Origin of the sequence: Bacillus sp. Y3, from assembly GCF_008123875.1 — a bacterium.
Lineage (GTDB): Bacteria > Bacillota > Bacilli > Bacillales > Bacillaceae > Bacillus > Bacillus altitudinis.
This window is the reverse complement of sequence record NZ_VSSC01000001.1, coordinates 358,440-373,954: the sequence shown is the minus strand read 5'-3', so window position 1 is coordinate 373,954 and position 15,515 is coordinate 358,440. Positions and strand designations below refer to the sequence as shown.

The 15,515-nt window shown below is 43.2% G+C and carries 19 protein-coding genes; 15 read left to right on the top strand and 4 right to left on the bottom strand.

The annotated features are described in order from the left end of the window. Positions 1-24: 24 nt before the first annotated feature. From FXF70_RS01970 to nagA, 3 genes are read right to left on the bottom strand one after another with little or no spacing between them, the layout of a single operon-like run. Positions 25-750 (bottom strand): GntR family transcriptional regulator, encoded by a 726-nt coding sequence (locus FXF70_RS01970; protein ID WP_148779751.1) that lies wholly within the window; start codon positions 748-750, stop codon positions 25-27. A gap of 18 nt (positions 751-768) precedes the next feature. Next, positions 769-1,494, bottom strand: a complete 726-nt coding sequence (gene nagB, locus FXF70_RS01965) for a glucosamine-6-phosphate deaminase (protein ID WP_017368120.1) — start codon at positions 1,492-1,494, stop codon at positions 769-771. After that, positions 1,494-2,684, bottom strand: coding sequence for an N-acetylglucosamine-6-phosphate deacetylase (nagA, locus tag FXF70_RS01960; RefSeq protein ID WP_148779750.1), 1,191 nt, complete (start codon positions 2,682-2,684; stop codon positions 1,494-1,496). The genes nagB and nagA overlap by 1 nt, the downstream gene beginning before the upstream one ends. A gap of 176 nt (positions 2,685-2,860) precedes the next feature. On the opposite strand from nagA, the gene hprK reads away from it, so the two are divergent. The 7 genes from hprK (at position 2,861) to FXF70_RS01925 (ending at position 7,984) form a co-directional block, all read left to right on the top strand. Continuing rightward, positions 2,861-3,793: an HPr(Ser) kinase/phosphatase gene (gene hprK, locus FXF70_RS01955; protein WP_003212943.1), complete on the top strand. Its 933-nt coding sequence runs from the start codon at positions 2,861-2,863 to the stop codon at positions 3,791-3,793. 11 nt (positions 3,794-3,804) lie between these two features. Then, entirely contained in the window at positions 3,805-4,629 is an 825-nt protein-coding gene (gene lgt / locus FXF70_RS01950; protein WP_148779749.1) for a prolipoprotein diacylglyceryl transferase, read from the top strand. Between the two features lie 16 nt (positions 4,630-4,645). After that, complete coding sequence (locus FXF70_RS01945) at positions 4,646-5,590, top strand: nucleoside recognition domain-containing protein (RefSeq protein WP_007500055.1); 945 nt, start codon at positions 4,646-4,648, stop codon at positions 5,588-5,590. After that, positions 5,587-6,237 carry a pyrophosphatase PpaX gene (gene ppaX, locus FXF70_RS01940; protein WP_007500058.1) on the top strand — a complete coding sequence of 217 codons (651 nt, stop codon included), beginning with the start codon at positions 5,587-5,589 and terminating at the stop codon, positions 6,235-6,237. Before FXF70_RS01945 ends, ppaX begins: the two co-directional genes overlap by 4 nt. Before the next feature lies 1 nt (position 6,238). Then, positions 6,239-6,757 carry an acyltransferase gene (locus tag FXF70_RS01935; RefSeq protein WP_148779748.1) on the top strand — a complete coding sequence of 173 codons (519 nt, stop codon included), beginning with the start codon at positions 6,239-6,241 and terminating at the stop codon, positions 6,755-6,757. Positions 6,758-6,826: 69 nt separating this feature from the next. Then, a complete protein-coding gene (locus FXF70_RS01930; RefSeq protein ID WP_003213266.1) occupies positions 6,827-7,255 on the top strand; it encodes an Rrf2 family transcriptional regulator in 429 nt (142 codons plus the stop codon). Between the two features lie 87 nt (positions 7,256-7,342). Further along, the gene (locus FXF70_RS01925) at positions 7,343-7,984 is read left to right on the top strand and encodes an NAD(P)-dependent oxidoreductase (protein WP_045033996.1); all 642 of its coding nucleotides are present in this window, start codon (positions 7,343-7,345) and stop codon (positions 7,982-7,984) included. Between the two features lie 31 nt (positions 7,985-8,015). On the opposite strand, the gene FXF70_RS01920 is transcribed toward FXF70_RS01925, so the two are convergent. Next, the gene (locus FXF70_RS01920; RefSeq protein WP_046527619.1) at positions 8,016-8,807 is read right to left on the bottom strand and encodes a C39 family peptidase; all 792 of its coding nucleotides are present in this window, start codon (positions 8,805-8,807) and stop codon (positions 8,016-8,018) included. A gap of 233 nt (positions 8,808-9,040) precedes the next feature. On the opposite strand from FXF70_RS01920, the gene FXF70_RS01915 reads away from it, so the two are divergent. From FXF70_RS01915 to hisIE, 8 genes are read left to right on the top strand one after another with little or no spacing between them, the layout of a single operon-like run. After that, on the top strand, positions 9,041-10,216 hold the full coding sequence (locus FXF70_RS01915) for an ATP phosphoribosyltransferase regulatory subunit (RefSeq protein WP_079919148.1): 1,176 nt from the start codon (positions 9,041-9,043) through the stop codon (positions 10,214-10,216). Continuing rightward, complete coding sequence (gene hisG, locus FXF70_RS01910) at positions 10,209-10,856, top strand: ATP phosphoribosyltransferase (protein ID WP_007500071.1); 648 nt, start codon at positions 10,209-10,211, stop codon at positions 10,854-10,856. Before FXF70_RS01915 ends, hisG begins: the two co-directional genes overlap by 8 nt. After that, a complete protein-coding gene (gene hisD, locus FXF70_RS01905) occupies positions 10,853-12,142 on the top strand; it encodes a histidinol dehydrogenase (protein WP_148779747.1) in 1,290 nt (429 codons plus the stop codon). Before hisG ends, hisD begins: the two co-directional genes overlap by 4 nt. Beyond that, positions 12,139-12,723 carry an imidazoleglycerol-phosphate dehydratase HisB gene (hisB, locus tag FXF70_RS01900; RefSeq protein WP_017357901.1) on the top strand — a complete coding sequence of 195 codons (585 nt, stop codon included), beginning with the start codon at positions 12,139-12,141 and terminating at the stop codon, positions 12,721-12,723. Before hisD ends, hisB begins: the two co-directional genes overlap by 4 nt. Then, positions 12,723-13,361 carry an imidazole glycerol phosphate synthase subunit HisH gene (hisH, locus tag FXF70_RS01895; protein ID WP_148779746.1) on the top strand — a complete coding sequence of 213 codons (639 nt, stop codon included), beginning with the start codon at positions 12,723-12,725 and terminating at the stop codon, positions 13,359-13,361. Before hisB ends, hisH begins: the two co-directional genes overlap by 1 nt. Next, positions 13,358-14,095 carry a 1-(5-phosphoribosyl)-5-[(5-phosphoribosylamino)methylideneamino]imidazole-4-carboxamide isomerase gene (hisA, locus tag FXF70_RS01890; RefSeq protein ID WP_017357903.1) on the top strand — a complete coding sequence of 246 codons (738 nt, stop codon included), beginning with the start codon at positions 13,358-13,360 and terminating at the stop codon, positions 14,093-14,095. Before hisH ends, hisA begins: the two co-directional genes overlap by 4 nt. Further along, positions 14,092-14,850, top strand: coding sequence for an imidazole glycerol phosphate synthase subunit HisF (hisF, locus tag FXF70_RS01885; protein ID WP_008348145.1), 759 nt, complete (start codon positions 14,092-14,094; stop codon positions 14,848-14,850). The genes hisA and hisF overlap by 4 nt, the downstream gene beginning before the upstream one ends. Then, a complete protein-coding gene (gene hisIE, locus FXF70_RS01880) occupies positions 14,847-15,476 on the top strand; it encodes a bifunctional phosphoribosyl-AMP cyclohydrolase/phosphoribosyl-ATP diphosphatase HisIE (RefSeq protein ID WP_076821147.1) in 630 nt (209 codons plus the stop codon). The genes hisF and hisIE overlap by 4 nt, the downstream gene beginning before the upstream one ends. Positions 15,477-15,515: the final 39 nt, after the last annotated feature.

Below are 15,515 nucleotides of genomic sequence, written 5' to 3'. Positions count from 1 at the left end.
AACTGTGCTTTCAGGAGCACAGTTTTATCTTTCCATTGTGTGAGTGAGCTTGTATCGATCCCCTCTATAAACGGATATGACATACTCGAATGGAAGGTCATTTTGAAAATAAGTTGTTCTTGCAATGGAGAGAACAGGGTCCCCTAATGAAATAGACAGCGCGTTAGCTTCTTCCTTTGAAGCAACATTGGCTTCAAGCTCCTGCTTGGCATGGGCGATGGTTAGACCTGTGTTCGCTTCTATATATTCATATAAAGATCCAGTTAAATGTTCCTTTGTGAGCTCGCCAGCAAATTTTTCAGGAATATAACTCGTTTCAATAGCCATTGGTTCATCGTTTGCAAGGCGGATTCGTTTTAATTCATAGACATTTTCACTGTTCGACAGCTGTAATGATTGCAGCAAGTGCTCTGGGCATGCGACTTTTTTGAAATCAATCAACTGACTTGAAGCTTTGAGCCCACGTTGACGCATATCTTCTGTAAAGCTTGTTAAGCCCTGAAGCGGTTGTTCAAATTTCTTTCGGCTAACAAATGTTCCTTTTCCTTTTTGCCGGTATAAATATCCTTCGTTCACAAGGTTCGATAAGGCTTGTCTGACAGTCATTCGGCTAATACCAAAGCGTTCGGCATATTCTCTTTCAGAAGGAATGAGTGTATCAGGTGCTAACGTTCCATCCTCAATCTGCTTTTTCAAGTTCTCCATAATCTGATGGTACATGGGGATAGGTGACTGCTTATCAATAAACATGTGAAAATCCTCTCGTGTTTAGCGTAGTGAACCAGCTTCTCGATCAATAAAAATCGTCACATCTTCATGAAGTTTCAGAGCAGATGCAGGGAAGTCTGGGTGAATCTCTGTTTGTTCTAAATATTGTATCACGTCCGCTTTTGATTTTCCTGATGCGAGAAGGAGAATTTTTTTACTTGAAAGAATGCTTGCAATTCCCATTGTAATGGCATGTGTAGGTACCTCATCTATAGAAGAAAAGTACCTTGCATTGGCTTGGCGAGTGTGTTCATCTAATTGGACGACATGCGTCTTTGAGTCAAAAGGAGTACCAGGTTCATTAAACCCGATATGTCCATTTTGTCCGATACCAAGTAGCTGAAGATCAATACCCCCTAAATCTTCAATGAGCTGATCATACCTTAAGCACTCTTCTTCCAAGTGAGCAGCAGCACCATTGGGGAGGAAATATTGATCTGATGGGAGATCAATATGGTCGAATAAATGACGCTTCATGTAAGTCATATAACTATTTTCATGATTTGGATCAATTCCCACGTACTCATCCAGATTCACTGTTCTTGCTTGTTTGAAAGACAATTGTTCTGTTTGATGCAACTGAATTAACTCTTTATAAGTGTCAATTGGTGTACCGCCAGTTGCCAGACCGAGAACCGCATCTGTTTTTGATTCAATGGTACGTGCAATGAAAGCAGCTGCTGCTTTCCCTAATTGATCTTTATCTGCAAATTCGATGATGTTCATCAGTGTGTGGCCTCCTTTTTTTCATAAACGATTTGTCCATGGCAGATCGTCATCATGAGTTCGCCAGCTTCATCCCAAATGACCAAGTCTGCCAGTTTTCCAACTTCGATCGAACCGAGCTGATGATCGATCCCGAGCTGAGTGGCTGCATTTGTTGAGGTCATTTGAGCAATTTCTGTCCATCGACATTGTGTGATCTGTCTCATACGTTTGACCCCATCTTTCATTTGTAAAATCGATCCTGCAAGTGTTCCATCTGCCAGCAATGCTTTTTCACCGCTGACTGTCACAGTCTGTCCGCCAAATTCGTAGGTTCCCTCTCCAAGTCCTTTTGCACGCATTGAGTCTGTAATCATGATCAAACGTTCACTTCCCTTAGCCAAATACGCAAGCTTTACGGAAAGAGGATGTGAATGAATGCCATCTGTAATCAGCTCAGTCAAAAGCTTTTCGTTTGTAAGCGCAGCCCCTGCAACATTTGGCTCACGATGCTGAAATGAACTCATCGCATTATAAAGATGCGTGACATGACGCGCACCGTGCTTTGCTGCTAGTTCAATCATGTCATGAGGAGCATTTGTATGTCCAATAGAAGGAATGATATTTTTTTCTTTTAGCAGGGAAAGGAATGCAAAATCAGTATCTTCCTCAGGTGCAAAAGTGACAATTCGAATCAGCTGATCAGATGCACTCAGCCATTTCTCAAAAAGAGGAAGGTTAGCTTGTGTAATCCATTGAGCTGGCTGCGCACCAGCTTTATCTTTAGAAATAAAAGGACCTTCTAGATGAATGCCTAAACATTGTGCCTGACTTCCAGCCTGTTTTTCATTATAGGGTCTCCACTGTGCGACATTTTTAAGTGCTTGCTCAATCTCTTGGTGATTTTGTGTAATGGTTGTTGCTAAAAAGCTTGTCGTTCCTTCTGCGGGTAAGTGATCAGCAAGTGTATTCATGGCTTCTGGTGTCGCATCCATCATATCTGCACCATATCCCCCATGGATGTGAATATCAATCATTCCGGGGAGTAAATAAAAGTTTTCCCGGGAAATATATACTTTTTCATAATTTCCTGTCGGCGGTGATGTTGAAATATAGTCGATCTTGCCATCGCGTAAACCGACAAAACCGTTTTCAATGATTTCTGTCTTTGTCACAATATGAATATTGGAGAGCAATAAAGAACTGCTCATGATTGTGCCCCCTTATTCTCGTCGTTAGATTCAGTTTACCTTTTTTAAGTATAGTTGTCTATACCAGTAAATGTGGTGAAACAGGATCAGGATAAAATACTATTTTGGGTTCATCATTGAAAGTGATAAAATAGAGCTGTATTTCTGAAACGCCTGCGATAAAAGGAGGAAGAAGCGTGCCGAAAGTTCGTACGAAGGACATAATGGAACAATTTCATCTTGAACTGGTAAGTGGGGAGGAAGGGATTAATCGTCCCATTACAATCAGTGATCTTTCCAGACCAGGTATTGAAATGGCTGGATATTTTACATATTACCCAAAAGAAAGAGTTCAACTTTTAGGGAAGACAGAGCTTTCTTTTTTTGAACAGCTCCCAGAACGCGAACGAAAGCAGAGAATGATGTCTCTTTGTACAGATATTACCCCTGCCATCATTTTGTCACGAGATCGTGAAGTACCAAAGGAATTGATCGAAGCTTCAAATGAAAATGGAGTGCCGGTTTTACGCTCAAGCTTAAAGACGACAAGACTTTCGAGTCGATTAACGAACTTCTTAGAAAGCAAACTTGCACCAACGACTGCGATTCATGGCGTACTCGTGGATGTATATGGTGTAGGTGTGCTGTTAATTGGAAAAAGTGGCGTAGGTAAAAGTGAAACGGCTTTAGAATTAGTGAAGAGAGGACACAGGCTGGTTGCAGACGATTGCGTGGAAATTAGGCAAGAGGATCAGGATACGTTAGTTGGAAGCGCACCAGAGCTGATTGAGCACCTTCTAGAAATCCGTGGACTAGGCATTATTAATGTGATGACCTTATTTGGAGCGGGCGCTGTCAGAAGCTATAAGAGAATTACGATTGTTATGAACCTTGAGCTTTGGGAACAAGGCAAACAGTATGACCGTTTAGGACTTGAGGAAGAAAAAATGCGGATCATCGATACAGATGTACCCAAGCTGACCATCCCTGTACGTCCGGGACGAAATTTAGCGGTCATCATCGAGGTAGCTGCTATGAACTTCAGATTGAAACGAATGGGACATAATGCAGCGGAACAATTTACAAGTAAACTTGCCGATGTCATTGAAGACAATGGCCAGGATGAATAGGAGCTGTCTATATGAATGAAGCAATTCAACCAATTGATCCGATTGCTTTTCAGCTCGGACCTATTTCGGTTCATTGGTATGGTGTGATTATTGGGGTCGGAGCGCTGCTTGGACTCTGGCTCGCATTAAGGGAGTGTGAAAAAAGAGGCATCAATAAAGATATGTTTATTGATCTCATCTTATTTGCCATACCTATCGCCATTATTTGTGCACGAATTTATTATGTATCCTTTGAATGGGATTATTATCAGCAGCACCCAAATGAAATCATCAAGATTTGGAATGGCGGAATTGCCATACATGGTGGACTGATAGGGGCGGTGCTGACAGCGATTGTATTTACTAAAGTGAGGAAGGTGTCCTTTTGGAAAATCGCCGATGTCGCAGCGCCTAGTATTTTACTAGGGCAAGCCATAGGGCGCTGGGGGAACTTTATTAATCAGGAAGCGCATGGTGAGGCTGTTTCAAGAGCCTTTTTAGAAAGTTTGCACCTGCCTGAGTTTATTATTAATCAGATGTACATTGACGGGACCTACTATCACCCTACGTTCTTATATGAATCATTATGGAATATCGCAGGCGTTTTGATATTAATCTTATTACGTAGAACATCATTGCGTCGAGGCGAAATGTTCTTGTCTTATTTAATCTGGTATTCAATCGGTCGTTTCTTCATTGAAGGAATGAGAACAGACAGCTTAATGCTGACTGAGCATCTTCGAATTGCACAGATGATTTCAATTGCTATATTTGCAGTAGCTATCTTGTTGATTGTGTTTAGAAGAATCAAAGGATATGCATCTATACCGTATAAAGAGAACAACTCATCAAATTAAGCAAGGGGGATAAAAGATGAGGGAGACATGGAAAAACGGCTTGAAAGCAGGGTTATCGACAACTTGGACACTTGGAAAAGTCATTTTTCCGGTTACCATTCTCGTTAGTATCTTGCAGCATACACCTGTGATGGATTGGATGATACAATTCATCCGTCCATTTATGGGTCTGTTTGGTCTTTCAGGGGAAGCGGCCATTCCGCTTGTTTTAGGAAATATGCTGAACTTGTATGCGGGTATTGCAGCCATCTTGACATTAGAGCTGCCTGTGAAGGAAGTGTTCATTTTAGCGGTCATGCTCTCTTTTTGTCACAACTTGATCATCGAATCAACAGTGGCGGCGAAGGTTGGGCTGCGGGTGTCTATCATTTTGCTAGTCAGAATCAGTCTTGCCGTCGTGTCAGCAATTGTCATTCATCTCGTTTGGCAGGGAGGCGAGGAGCCGGCGCAATATGGTTTGCTGACAGCTGCTCAGTCGGCTGATGTGCCTTCTAGCTGGTATATGATCGTACTTCTTGCTTTACAGAAAGCTGTTCTTGGTGTGCTGCAGCTGGCTTGTATTGTCATTCCTCTCATGATCATCATTCAATTCATGAGAGACTTAGGGTGGCTCCATACGCTGTCTAAGTGGCTGTCTCCTTTTACGAGAATGCTTGGAATGAAAGAAAATACGTCTATGACGATGGTGGCTGGTTTAACCATTGGTCTTGCCTACGGGGCAGGCGTCATGATGAAGGCAGTGGAAGAGGACGGTGTCAGCAAAAAGGATTTAACGCTTGCTTTCATTTTCCTTGTGGCGTGTCATGCGGTGGTTGAAGATACACTCATTTTCATTCCATTAGGTATTCCAGTATGGCCGCTTCTTCTTATTCGCCTTATTTCTGCTATTTTATTGACAGCTGCCATCAGCTATATTTGGCGGAGGCGGGAACATGCAGCTGTTAGAAAGGAAGCTATATGAACCAATCAACTATTAACACAGTGCTATTTGATTTAGATGGCACATTAATCAATACAAATGAATTAATTATTGCTTCATTTCAACATACGCTTGATCATTATTACCCTGGTCAGTACAGCCGTGAGGATATCCTTCATTTCATTGGTCCATCATTATTTGATACATTCTCTGCAATGGATCCGAATCTGACAGATGATATGATCCAGATGTATCGAACGTTTAATCATGAACAGCATGATCTGCTTGTGACAGAGTATGAGACGGTGTTAGACACGTTGAAAATTCTTCAGGATCAGGGATTTAAGCTCGGAATTGTGACAACAAAAATCCGTGATACGGTCTTAATGGGATTAAAGCTGACTGGGTTGGAGCCATTTTTTGAGGTCATTGTCACACTTGATGATGTACAAAATGAAAAGCCGCATCCAGAACCAGTTCAACTGGCATTATCCAAGCTCGGCAGTGATCCGCATGAGGCGATCATGGTTGGTGATAATTATCACGATATTTTATCTGGTCAAGCGGCAGGGACGAAAACAGCAGGTGTTGCTTGGTCTATTAAGGGAGAAGAAGCCCTGTTAAAGCATCGCCCAGATTATATGCTGCAGAAAATGAGTGATCTCTTGGCGATTGTTGGAGCTGATTAAGTTGAGAAAAACAGATCGTTATCCTGTCAAAGGGGTCAATTCGCTTAGACAAGTCTATCGAACGGTCCCCTTTCTCAAGGTTGTAAAAAACTTTATCTTTATTCAACTGGCAAGGTATACGCCTTTTATGGGAATGAAAAATTGGATTTATCGCACCTTCCTTCGAATGAAAGTCGGGGAGGATACGGCGTTTGCTTTAATGGTGATGGTCGATCTCATGTTTCCTGAGAAAATCACTGTCGGTCGAAATAGTGTGATTGGCTATAACACAACCATTCTGTCCCATGAGTATTTGATTAAAGAGTATAGGCTTGGGGAAGTCTATATTGGTAATGAAGTGTTAATTGGAGCAAATTCAACGATCCTACCTGGAGTGACAATTGGTGATGGTGCGATTGTATCGGCAGGAACTCTTGTGAACAAAGATGTTCCGGCAGGCTCCTTTGTTGGAGGTAATCCAATGCGGATGATTTATACGAAAGAGGAAATGGAAGCACGTCAATCTTCGTCTGCTGAGTAGCTCGGCAGACTTTTTTGTTGACATTCTAACATGGTGTAACTATAATGATTACAACAGAGGTGAGAAAACATGAAAATCAGCAGCAGATTTACTGTCGCTGTCCATATTCTGGCCTTGCTATCACTTGAAAAAGGTTCTTTACAGACATCGGAGGATATCGCAGGAAGTGTCAATACAAATCCAGTGGTGATTCGCCGTATCATGAGTAAGCTCAAAAAAGCAGGCCTAATCTCAACGAGTCTTGGCAAAGGCGGTTCTCAATTGAACCGAAGTGAGGATGACATCACACTGCTCGATGTGTATAAAGCGGTTGAAGTTGTGGATGAGGGAGAGTTGTTTCAAATTCATGAAAGCCCAAACCCTGACTGTCCGATCGGTGCCAATATTCAAGCTGTACTAGAATTAATTTTGTGCCGTGCTCAAAGTGCGATGGAGCAAGTGCTTGCTGAGATTAAATTAAGTGAACTAACGCAGGTTTTAATCAAAAAAATTGGATGATCTATTCAATTTTTTTTACCTCTGTTGTAACTATTGTGGTTACATATTGAGTGATCAAAATAACCTTATATTGTAGGAGGAATTTACATGAACATTGGAATCATTGGCGCAACAGGTAAAGCAGGACAACACATTTTAAAAGAAGCTCAATCGAGAGGGCACGAAGTAACGGCAATCGTTCGAGATGCACAAAAAGTGACCAATTCATCAGCAGCTGTTTTAGAAAAGGATGTTTTTCACTTAGAGGCAGGAGACGTCAAAGGTTTTGATGTGATCGTAAACGCATTTGGTGCACCAGCGGGACAAGAGCACCTTCATGTAGAAGCAGGGAAAAAACTCATTCATCTCTTAAAAGAGACACCAGAAACGCGTTTAATCGTTGTGGGAGGTGCTGGAAGTTTATTTGTAGATGAGGCCAAAACAACTAGACTGATGGACACACCGGAGTTTCCAAAGGAATACTTTGCTACTGCTTCACACCAAGGAGAAAATTTAATAGATCTTCAAAAGACCGAAGGATTAAAATGGACATTTTTAAGTCCAGCAGCCTTCTTTAATCCAGCAGGCAAACGGACAGGTGCTTATGTGAAAGGCAAAGACCATCTTATCGTCAATTCAAAGGGTGACAGCTATGTGAGTTATGCTGACTACGCCGTTGCACTTGTCGATGAGATAGAACAAGCTGCTCATGTTGGAGAACGTTTTACTGTGGTTTCTGAAGCAGAATAAGAATATAAAAACCCCGCTATTTAGCGGGGTTTTATGCTTTAATGATAATCGCCTGGCTACCCATCTGTTTCCAAGAATCCTCAAACTGTTCACGATCGACTTTTTGATTCTTTTCTCCGTATGGATTATTTAAGTAGACATGATCTTTGTCATAGCCAGTGATGACGACGCTATGCATATTAAAGCTGATATCTATTTTTCCATTTGGTGTATTCCATGTTTCAATGTTATCTGTTTTGGCAAAGGTCGAAGTTGTAATGACCCAGACAGGATAACCTTTTTCAAGTGATTGGTAAATGGCTTTTTTAACTGGCTTGCCGGTCAAGTCCACCGCTTGATTACCTGCATATTTTTTCGCAAGCTGATAAATGGGTTCGTGGTACACACCAAGACCTGGCCCATTCTCCATATCGCCTACAAACCCGTCATGAGGGTCTCCTTTTAAGCCATTCTCATAATTGAGTGGGATACGCTTCATCTCGTTTGCCAATGCGTTTTTCGTTATATGCTCATAGCCGCTGTAATGAAGAAGCATGGCTAAGCTCGTGACTTCGCATCCGTTATAAAGCTTTGGTGCATCCATTTGATTAAAGAGGATGACGTCCATGGCTTTTTTATTTCCTTTTAAACTAGAATGTGTCGTTTCTGTTTTCTTCGTAGAACGTGTTTCTTCTGCTGCTAGTGCGGTATCATTTTCTTTTTCTTTGGCTTCTTGCGGTGACGTTGTTTTCTTGACTTGGTCGAATTGTGAAACGTAAATAAAGCCGAAATAAACAAGACATGCGCACAACAAAGTTAAGATTAATATCTGGATGAATTTCACTGTAATCTCCTGTGTTATTCAATATTTTTAAGTATTATAGCATGTTCCTAAAGCAAAGAGATCAAAAAGGATTAGGTGTCATTTTAATGTAATATATGAACAAATGATTAAGGAAAAAAAGGGGAAAATAAAAATGATTGATTTAATCACTTTATTTTGTTAGCATATTATCATATTAGCGAACTAAAGGATTCTGAATTTTTTGTTTTAATGTGTTGGAGGTGCGGAAGAACATGTTCATGTTTGAAAAACCATATGGTATGCGAGATTCATTACCAGGATTGTATGAGACGAAGAAAAGAGTCAGGCATTCTTTAACAGAGGTCATGAATGGTTGGGGTTATCGTTTAATGGAAACGCCAACGCTTGAATTTTACGATACAGTCGGTGTTCAATCGGCGATTACAGATACGCAGCTGTTTAAGCTTCTTGATCAAAATGGTCAAACCCTTGTGCTTAGACCTGATATGACGGGACCAATTGCGAGAGTGGCGGCTTCAAAGCTTCACGAACAGGCGTATCCGCTTCGAGTCGGTTATGCAGCTAACGTGTTTCGGGCACAGGAAAGAGAAGGCGGAAGACCTTCTGAATTTGAGCAGGTCGGTATTGAATTGATCGGTGATGGTTCGATTAGTGCAGATGCTGAAGTCATAGCGCTTGTTGTGTTTGCATTAAAAAATGCTGGACTTCAATCCTTCAAAATTGCGATCGGGCATGTGGCTTTAGCTGAGACCTTGTTTTTAGATGTACTAGGGAATACGGAGCGGGCAAACGTATTGCGCCGATTTTTATATGAAAAGAATTATGTGGGATACAGGCAGCATGTCAAACAATTGCCGCTCTCTTCCATCGATAAAACAAGGCTGCTCCAGCTTTTAGAGCTGCGCGGCGGTCAAGAAGTGACCCAGCAGGCTGAAGAAATTGTGGTCTCACAAGAGGGCAAAGAAGTGCTGGCGGAGTTAAAGGCGCTGTGGGAGACACTTGAAGATTACGGCTGTACAGAATATATCCGTTTGGATTTAAGCATGGTCAGTCATATGAGCTACTATACGGGAATTTTGTTTGAAGTATTTGCAGATCATGTTGGGTCTGTGATCGGAAGTGGAGGAAGGTATGATCAATTGCTTGCTCACTTTGATGCACCCGCACCCGCTACAGGCTTCGGACTTCGATTAGACCGTCTTCTTGAGGCACTCGACGCAAAAGAAATAAATGAGCCCCAAGAGGCTGTGATTTTTAGTAAAGAACAACGGCTTGAAGCATTTGATTTTGCAGAAAAAGAGCGGAAAAAAGGCAAAAGGATTGTTCTCCAAGACTTAGCAGGTATTGAAAATATCGATGCCATGACCAAGGCATTTGAACAAGTGACTTATTTTATCGGCGCTAGAAAGGAAGAGCAAAATGGGTAAAGTGTTGACAATGGCAATGCCAAAGGGGCGGATATTTGAAGAAGCAGCAGGGCTATTAAGACAGGCTGGATATCAGCTGCCGGAGGAATTCGAAGATTCAAGAAAACTAATCATTGATGTACCGGAAGAAAATCTCCGCTTTATTTTAGCGAAGCCAATGGATGTGACGACATATGTAGAGCACGGTGTAGCGGATGTGGGCATTGCAGGCAAAGACGTCATGCTTGAAGAAGCACGGGATGTGTACGAAGTGCTCGATTTAAACATTAGCAAATGTCATTTAGCTGTAGCGGGCTTGCCGGGAGCCAGCTGGGGCGGTGTCGCACCGCGTGTGGCTACAAAGTACCCAAATGTCGCTTCTTCTTATTTTAGAGAACAAGGTGAGCAGGTGGAGATCATTAAGCTAAATGGTTCCATTGAATTAGCACCGCTCATCGGACTTGCCGATCGAATTGTTGACATTGTCTCCACCGGTCAAACACTTAAGGAAAATGGGCTTGTCGAAACGGAACATATTTGTGACATTACGTCACGTTTTATTGTCAATCCTGTGAGCTATCGAATGAAGGATGCGGTAATCGATGAAATGGCGCAGCGTCTGGCAAGAATCATCGAAGGAGAAGGGGAGGAAACATCATGAACATCACCTACATACAAGAAGGTGAGACAGACACCCTCTCACTCAAGCGTTCTCTAGATACAGGAACGGAAGAGCAGCGACTGGCTGTTCAGCGGATTATCGAAGAAGTGAGAAAAAATGGTGACGAAGCGGTACGGTCTTTCACGAAGCAATTTGACGGTGTCTCTATTGAACAGCCACTTGTGACGGAGGGTGAAAAGACAAAATCCTACGAACGTTTGGACCCGGAGATGATCCAAATCATCCAAACGGCGATCCGGAATATTCGAACATACCACGAGCGTCAGCTAACCTCCTCTTGGTTTTATCACCAAAAGGACGGCTCAATGCTAGGTCAGAAAGTAACACCGCTCGATGCGGTCGGTGTATATGTCCCAGGCGGAACGGCCGCCTATCCATCATCTGTTTTAATGAATGTGATCCCGGCACTTGTTGCCGGCGTTGAGCGAATTGTCCTTGTGACACCGCCAGGAAAAGACGGTCGTCTGTCTGACGCTGTACTAGTAGCAGCGAAGGAGCTGGGCATTTCAGAAATGTACAAAATGGGTGGTGCTCAGGCGATAGCCGCTCTTGCATATGGAACGGACAGTATCCAGCCTGTTGATAAAATCACCGGTCCAGGAAACATTTATGTAGCACTTGCCAAACGGGAAGTATTTGGTCAAGTAGACATTGATATGATTGCGGGCCCAAGTGAAATTGCTGTTTTAGCAGATGAAACGGCAACTGCACATGAGGTGGCAGCTGATTTGCTTTCACAGGCAGAGCATGATGCATTGGCATCTAGTATTTTGGTGACACCATCTAAAGGATTGGCTGAAGCAGTGCAAGCAGAGGTGCAAGCGCAGCTTGATAATTTGCCAAGGAAATCAATCGCAGCACAATCTATTCAAGACCATGGTTATATTTACGTGACAGAATCTTTGGATCGTGCAGTTGATATCGTGAACCAGTTAGCCCCAGAGCATTTAGAAGTGCTGACGGCGTATCCAGCATCACTACTTGGTCAAATCAAGCATGCTGGAGCAATTTTTTTAGGGCGTTACAGCCCAGAGCCGGTAGGGGATTACTTCGCAGGACCGAACCATGTGCTACCAACAAACGGGACGGCAAGATTCTCCAGTCCGCTTGGTGTCACGGATTTCCAAAAGAAAACGAGCATCATTTCATATAGCAAAGAAGCCTTCGAAACACATAGGGAAAGCATTGCGGCTTTTGCAAGATTAGAAGGGCTTGAAGCACATGCAAGATCGATTGAAGCGAGAAAGCGGGAGGAATCAAAATGAGACAGGCGGAAACAGCGAGACAGACAAATGAAACGAACATTTCGTTAGCGCTAGAGATTGATGGTGAAGGAAAAGCGGATATTCAGACAGATGTCCCTTTTATGACGCACATGCTCGACTTATTCACGAAGCACGGACACTTTAACTTAACTGTAGATGCAAAAGGAGACACAGATGTCGATGATCACCACACAACAGAAGATATTGGCATTGTGCTTGGGCAAATGTTGAAAGAAGCGCTCGGGGATAAGAAAGGAATTAAGCGCTACGGCTCTAGTTTTGTTCCAATGGATGAAACACTCGCTCAAGTCGTCGTGGATTTAAGCAATCGTCCTCATTTGGAAATGAGAGCGGATTTCCCGAGTCAGAAGGTTGGCACCTTTGATACGGAGCTGGTTCATGAGTTTCTTTGGAAATTTGCCCTTGAAGCACGAATCAATCTGCATGTGATCGTTCACTATGGAACTAATACCCACCATATGATTGAAGCCATTTTTAAAGCGATGGCACGCGCCTTAGATGAAGCAACAACCATTGATCCGCGTGTGAAAGGGATTCCGTCGACAAAGGGGATGCTCTAATGATTGGCGTCATTGACTATGGAATGGGAAATTTGTTTAGCGTATCAAAAGCACTGGAACGAGCAGGAGCGTCTTATATCGTGTCTTCTGAAGCAGAGGAGCTCAAAAAGGCAGATGCTTATATTCTGCCTGGGGTCGGTTCGTTTCGTGATGCGATGCAGTTGTTAAAACAGACAGGACTTGAGGGATTTATCCACCAAGTCGTGCAGGAAGGAAAGCTGCTATTTGGCATTTGCCTTGGCATGCAGTTGTTGTTTGAAGAAAGTGAAGAAGCAGGAAAAACAAAAGGGCTAGGCCTTTTAAAAGGACGTGTCGTTCTTTTGAAGGATCGTGATCAGGATGGACAAAGGCTGAAGGTGCCTCATATGGGCTGGAACGAGCTCACATTTCACCAGCCGTCACCATTATTTGACGGTGTGCCGGAAGGATTTGCATACTTTGTTCACTCGTATTATGTGAGCGGCATGAATCCAGAAGACCTATTGGCAAGTGCGCCCTATGGTGTTCAAGTACCTGCCGTTGTTGGGAAGGGGAATGTGTTTGGAACGCAGTTTCACCCTGAAAAAAGCAGTACAACAGGAATGGCACTGTTGAAACAGTTTATTCAATTAGCAAACGAACAGAGGGTGAGCAAATGAGTGATTTTACATTATATCCAGCAATTGATATGAGAAATGGCAAATGTGTACGACTTGTGCAAGGAGACTATGACCAAGAAACCATTTATGGAGATTCACCGTTAGACATGGCGAGACGGTTTGCAAATGAAGGAGCGAAATGGATACATCTCGTTGATTTAGATGGCGCAAAAGCAGGAAAACGCGTGAATCACGAGCATGTGCTATCGATTGCTTCCTCATTAGATGTGAATGTCCAAATTGGCGGCGGCATTCGGACAGAAGAAGATGTTGCATTTTATTTAAACAATGGCGTATCAAGAGTCATTCTTGGCAGTTCAGCGGTGTCAAACCCGGTTTTTGTGAAAAAAATGCTGGCGCAATATGGGGAGAAAATCGCCATTGGCATTGATGCACGAAACGGTTTTGTATCGACTGAAGGCTGGCTTGAAACGTCGGAAGTGAAGGCGGAGGAACTTGGTCAGGAACTGGCAAAGGAAGGCGCAGAGGTCTTCATTTTCACGGATATTCAAATGGATGGCATGCTGTCTGGTCCAAATGTGGAAAGTACGGTTCGATTAGCAGAAGCAACTGGCAAACAAGTCATTGCCTCAGGTGGTGTCAGTGCAGTGAGTGATCTGCAAAAGCTGTCAGCACAAAAGCAGACAGGCGTGTCTGGTGCCATCATTGGCAAGGCGCTGTACACAAAGCAATTTACTTTAGCTGAAGCGTTTGAAGGGCTTGACAGCATATGATGACAAAACGAATCATTCCATGTCTTGATGTAAAGGAAGGGCGTGTGGTCAAAGGTATCCAATTTCTAGGGTTGAAGGATGCTGGTGATCCGGTCGAATTAGCGCAGATCTATGACGAGGAAGGTGCGGATGAACTCGTCTTTCTTGATATATCTGCCTCTCATGAAGGCCGAAAAACGATGGTGGATGTGGTCAAACAAGTGGCATCCACTCTCGCTATCCCGTTCACGGTGGGTGGCGGGATTAACCACCTTGATGACATGAAGCGTATATTAAGAGCGGGGGCAGACAAGGTGTCTGTGAACACAGCGGCTGTCTTAAGACCGGAGCTAATAACAGAAGGAGCCGACTTTTTTGGTTCACAGTGCATCGTTGTTGCGATTGACGCGAAATACGATGAAGAGAAACAAGCATACATGGTCTATACGCACGGAGGACGCCGTCAAACAGATTTAGAAGTGAGTGACTGGGCGAAAGAAGCCGTGCGAAGAGGAGCAGGCGAGATCTTGCTGACTAGCATGGATGCCGATGGTGAGAAAACGGGCTTTGAGCATCGTTTGACGAAGCTTGTATCAGAAGCAGTCACAGTGCCAGTTATTGCTTCAGGAGGTGCTGGCAATGCGCAGCATATGCTGGAGGCTTTTACAAAAGGTGAAGCTGATGCCGCACTCGCAGCCTCTATTTTCCATTATAAAGAAACCTCCATTCAAGAGGTGAAGACATATTTGAGAGAACACGGGGTGAAGGTAAGATGAAACAGGCAAACGAATTAACCTTTAATGATGCAGGTCTCATTCCTGCCATTGTACAGGATGCTCAAAGCAAGGAAGTTCTTACTTTGGCGTATATGAATCAGGAATCCTATGAAAAAACATTAGAGACAGGGGAAACATGGTTTTTTAGCAGATCGAGAAATGAGCTTTGGCACAAAGGAGCCACATCTGGACACACCCAGCGTGTTACATCTATTCGCTATGACTGTGATCAAGATGCCCTGCTTGTTCTAGTGACACCAAGCGGCCCAGCCTGCCATACAGGCAGCTATAGCTGTTTTTCAGAAGAGGGCGTGAAACAGCAAAGGGGAGAACAAGACCGCTTTGCCATTTTAAATGAACTGGAACAGGTCATTGCAAAGCGGCAGACGGAAATGCCAGAAGGAGCTTATACAACCTATCTTTTTGAAAAAGGAGTCGACAAAATCCTGAAAAAGGTAGGGGAAGAAGCTTCTGAAGTTATCATTGCGGCGAAGAACCGTGATCAAGAAGAATTGAAATGGGAAACAGCAGATCTCCTGTATCACCTTCTTGTGTTATTACGTGAACAGCAGCTGCCTCTTGATGATGTATTAAAGGTATTGAAAAAGCGCCATCAAGGGGAATGAAAAGCTGGGGGTACCCCCAGCTTTTTGCTTTTAAATGAA

Bases quoted from the DNA above. Each gene is read 5' to 3' on its own strand.
- FXF70_RS01970 (WP_148779751.1), bottom strand. From the start codon at position 750: ATGTTTATTGATAAGCAGTCACCTATCCCCATGTACCATCAGATTATG.
- nagB (WP_017368120.1), bottom strand. From the start codon at position 1,494: ATGAACATCATCGAATTTGCAGATAAAGATCAATTAGGGAAAGCAGCA.
- nagA (WP_148779750.1), bottom strand. From the start codon at position 2,684: ATGAGCAGTTCTTTATTGCTCTCCAATATTCATATTGTGACAAAGACA.
- lgt (WP_148779749.1), top strand. From the start codon at position 3,805: ATGAATGAAGCAATTCAACCAATTGATCCGATTGCTTTTCAGCTCGGA.
- FXF70_RS01945 (WP_007500055.1), top strand. From the start codon at position 4,646: ATGAGGGAGACATGGAAAAACGGCTTGAAAGCAGGGTTATCGACAACT.
- ppaX (WP_007500058.1), top strand. From the start codon at position 5,587: ATGAACCAATCAACTATTAACACAGTGCTATTTGATTTAGATGGCACA.
- FXF70_RS01930 (WP_003213266.1), top strand. From the start codon at position 6,827: ATGAAAATCAGCAGCAGATTTACTGTCGCTGTCCATATTCTGGCCTTG.
- FXF70_RS01925 (WP_045033996.1), top strand. From the start codon at position 7,343: ATGAACATTGGAATCATTGGCGCAACAGGTAAAGCAGGACAACACATT.
- FXF70_RS01915 (WP_079919148.1), top strand. From the start codon at position 9,041: ATGTTCATGTTTGAAAAACCATATGGTATGCGAGATTCATTACCAGGA.
- hisG (WP_007500071.1), top strand. From the start codon at position 10,209: ATGGGTAAAGTGTTGACAATGGCAATGCCAAAGGGGCGGATATTTGAA.
- hisD (WP_148779747.1), top strand. From the start codon at position 10,853: ATGAACATCACCTACATACAAGAAGGTGAGACAGACACCCTCTCACTC.
- hisB (WP_017357901.1), top strand. From the start codon at position 12,139: ATGAGACAGGCGGAAACAGCGAGACAGACAAATGAAACGAACATTTCG.
- hisH (WP_148779746.1), top strand. From the start codon at position 12,723: ATGATTGGCGTCATTGACTATGGAATGGGAAATTTGTTTAGCGTATCA.
- hisA (WP_017357903.1), top strand. From the start codon at position 13,358: ATGAGTGATTTTACATTATATCCAGCAATTGATATGAGAAATGGCAAA.
- hisF (WP_008348145.1), top strand. From the start codon at position 14,092: ATGATGACAAAACGAATCATTCCATGTCTTGATGTAAAGGAAGGGCGT.
- hisIE (WP_076821147.1), top strand. From the start codon at position 14,847: ATGAAACAGGCAAACGAATTAACCTTTAATGATGCAGGTCTCATTCCT.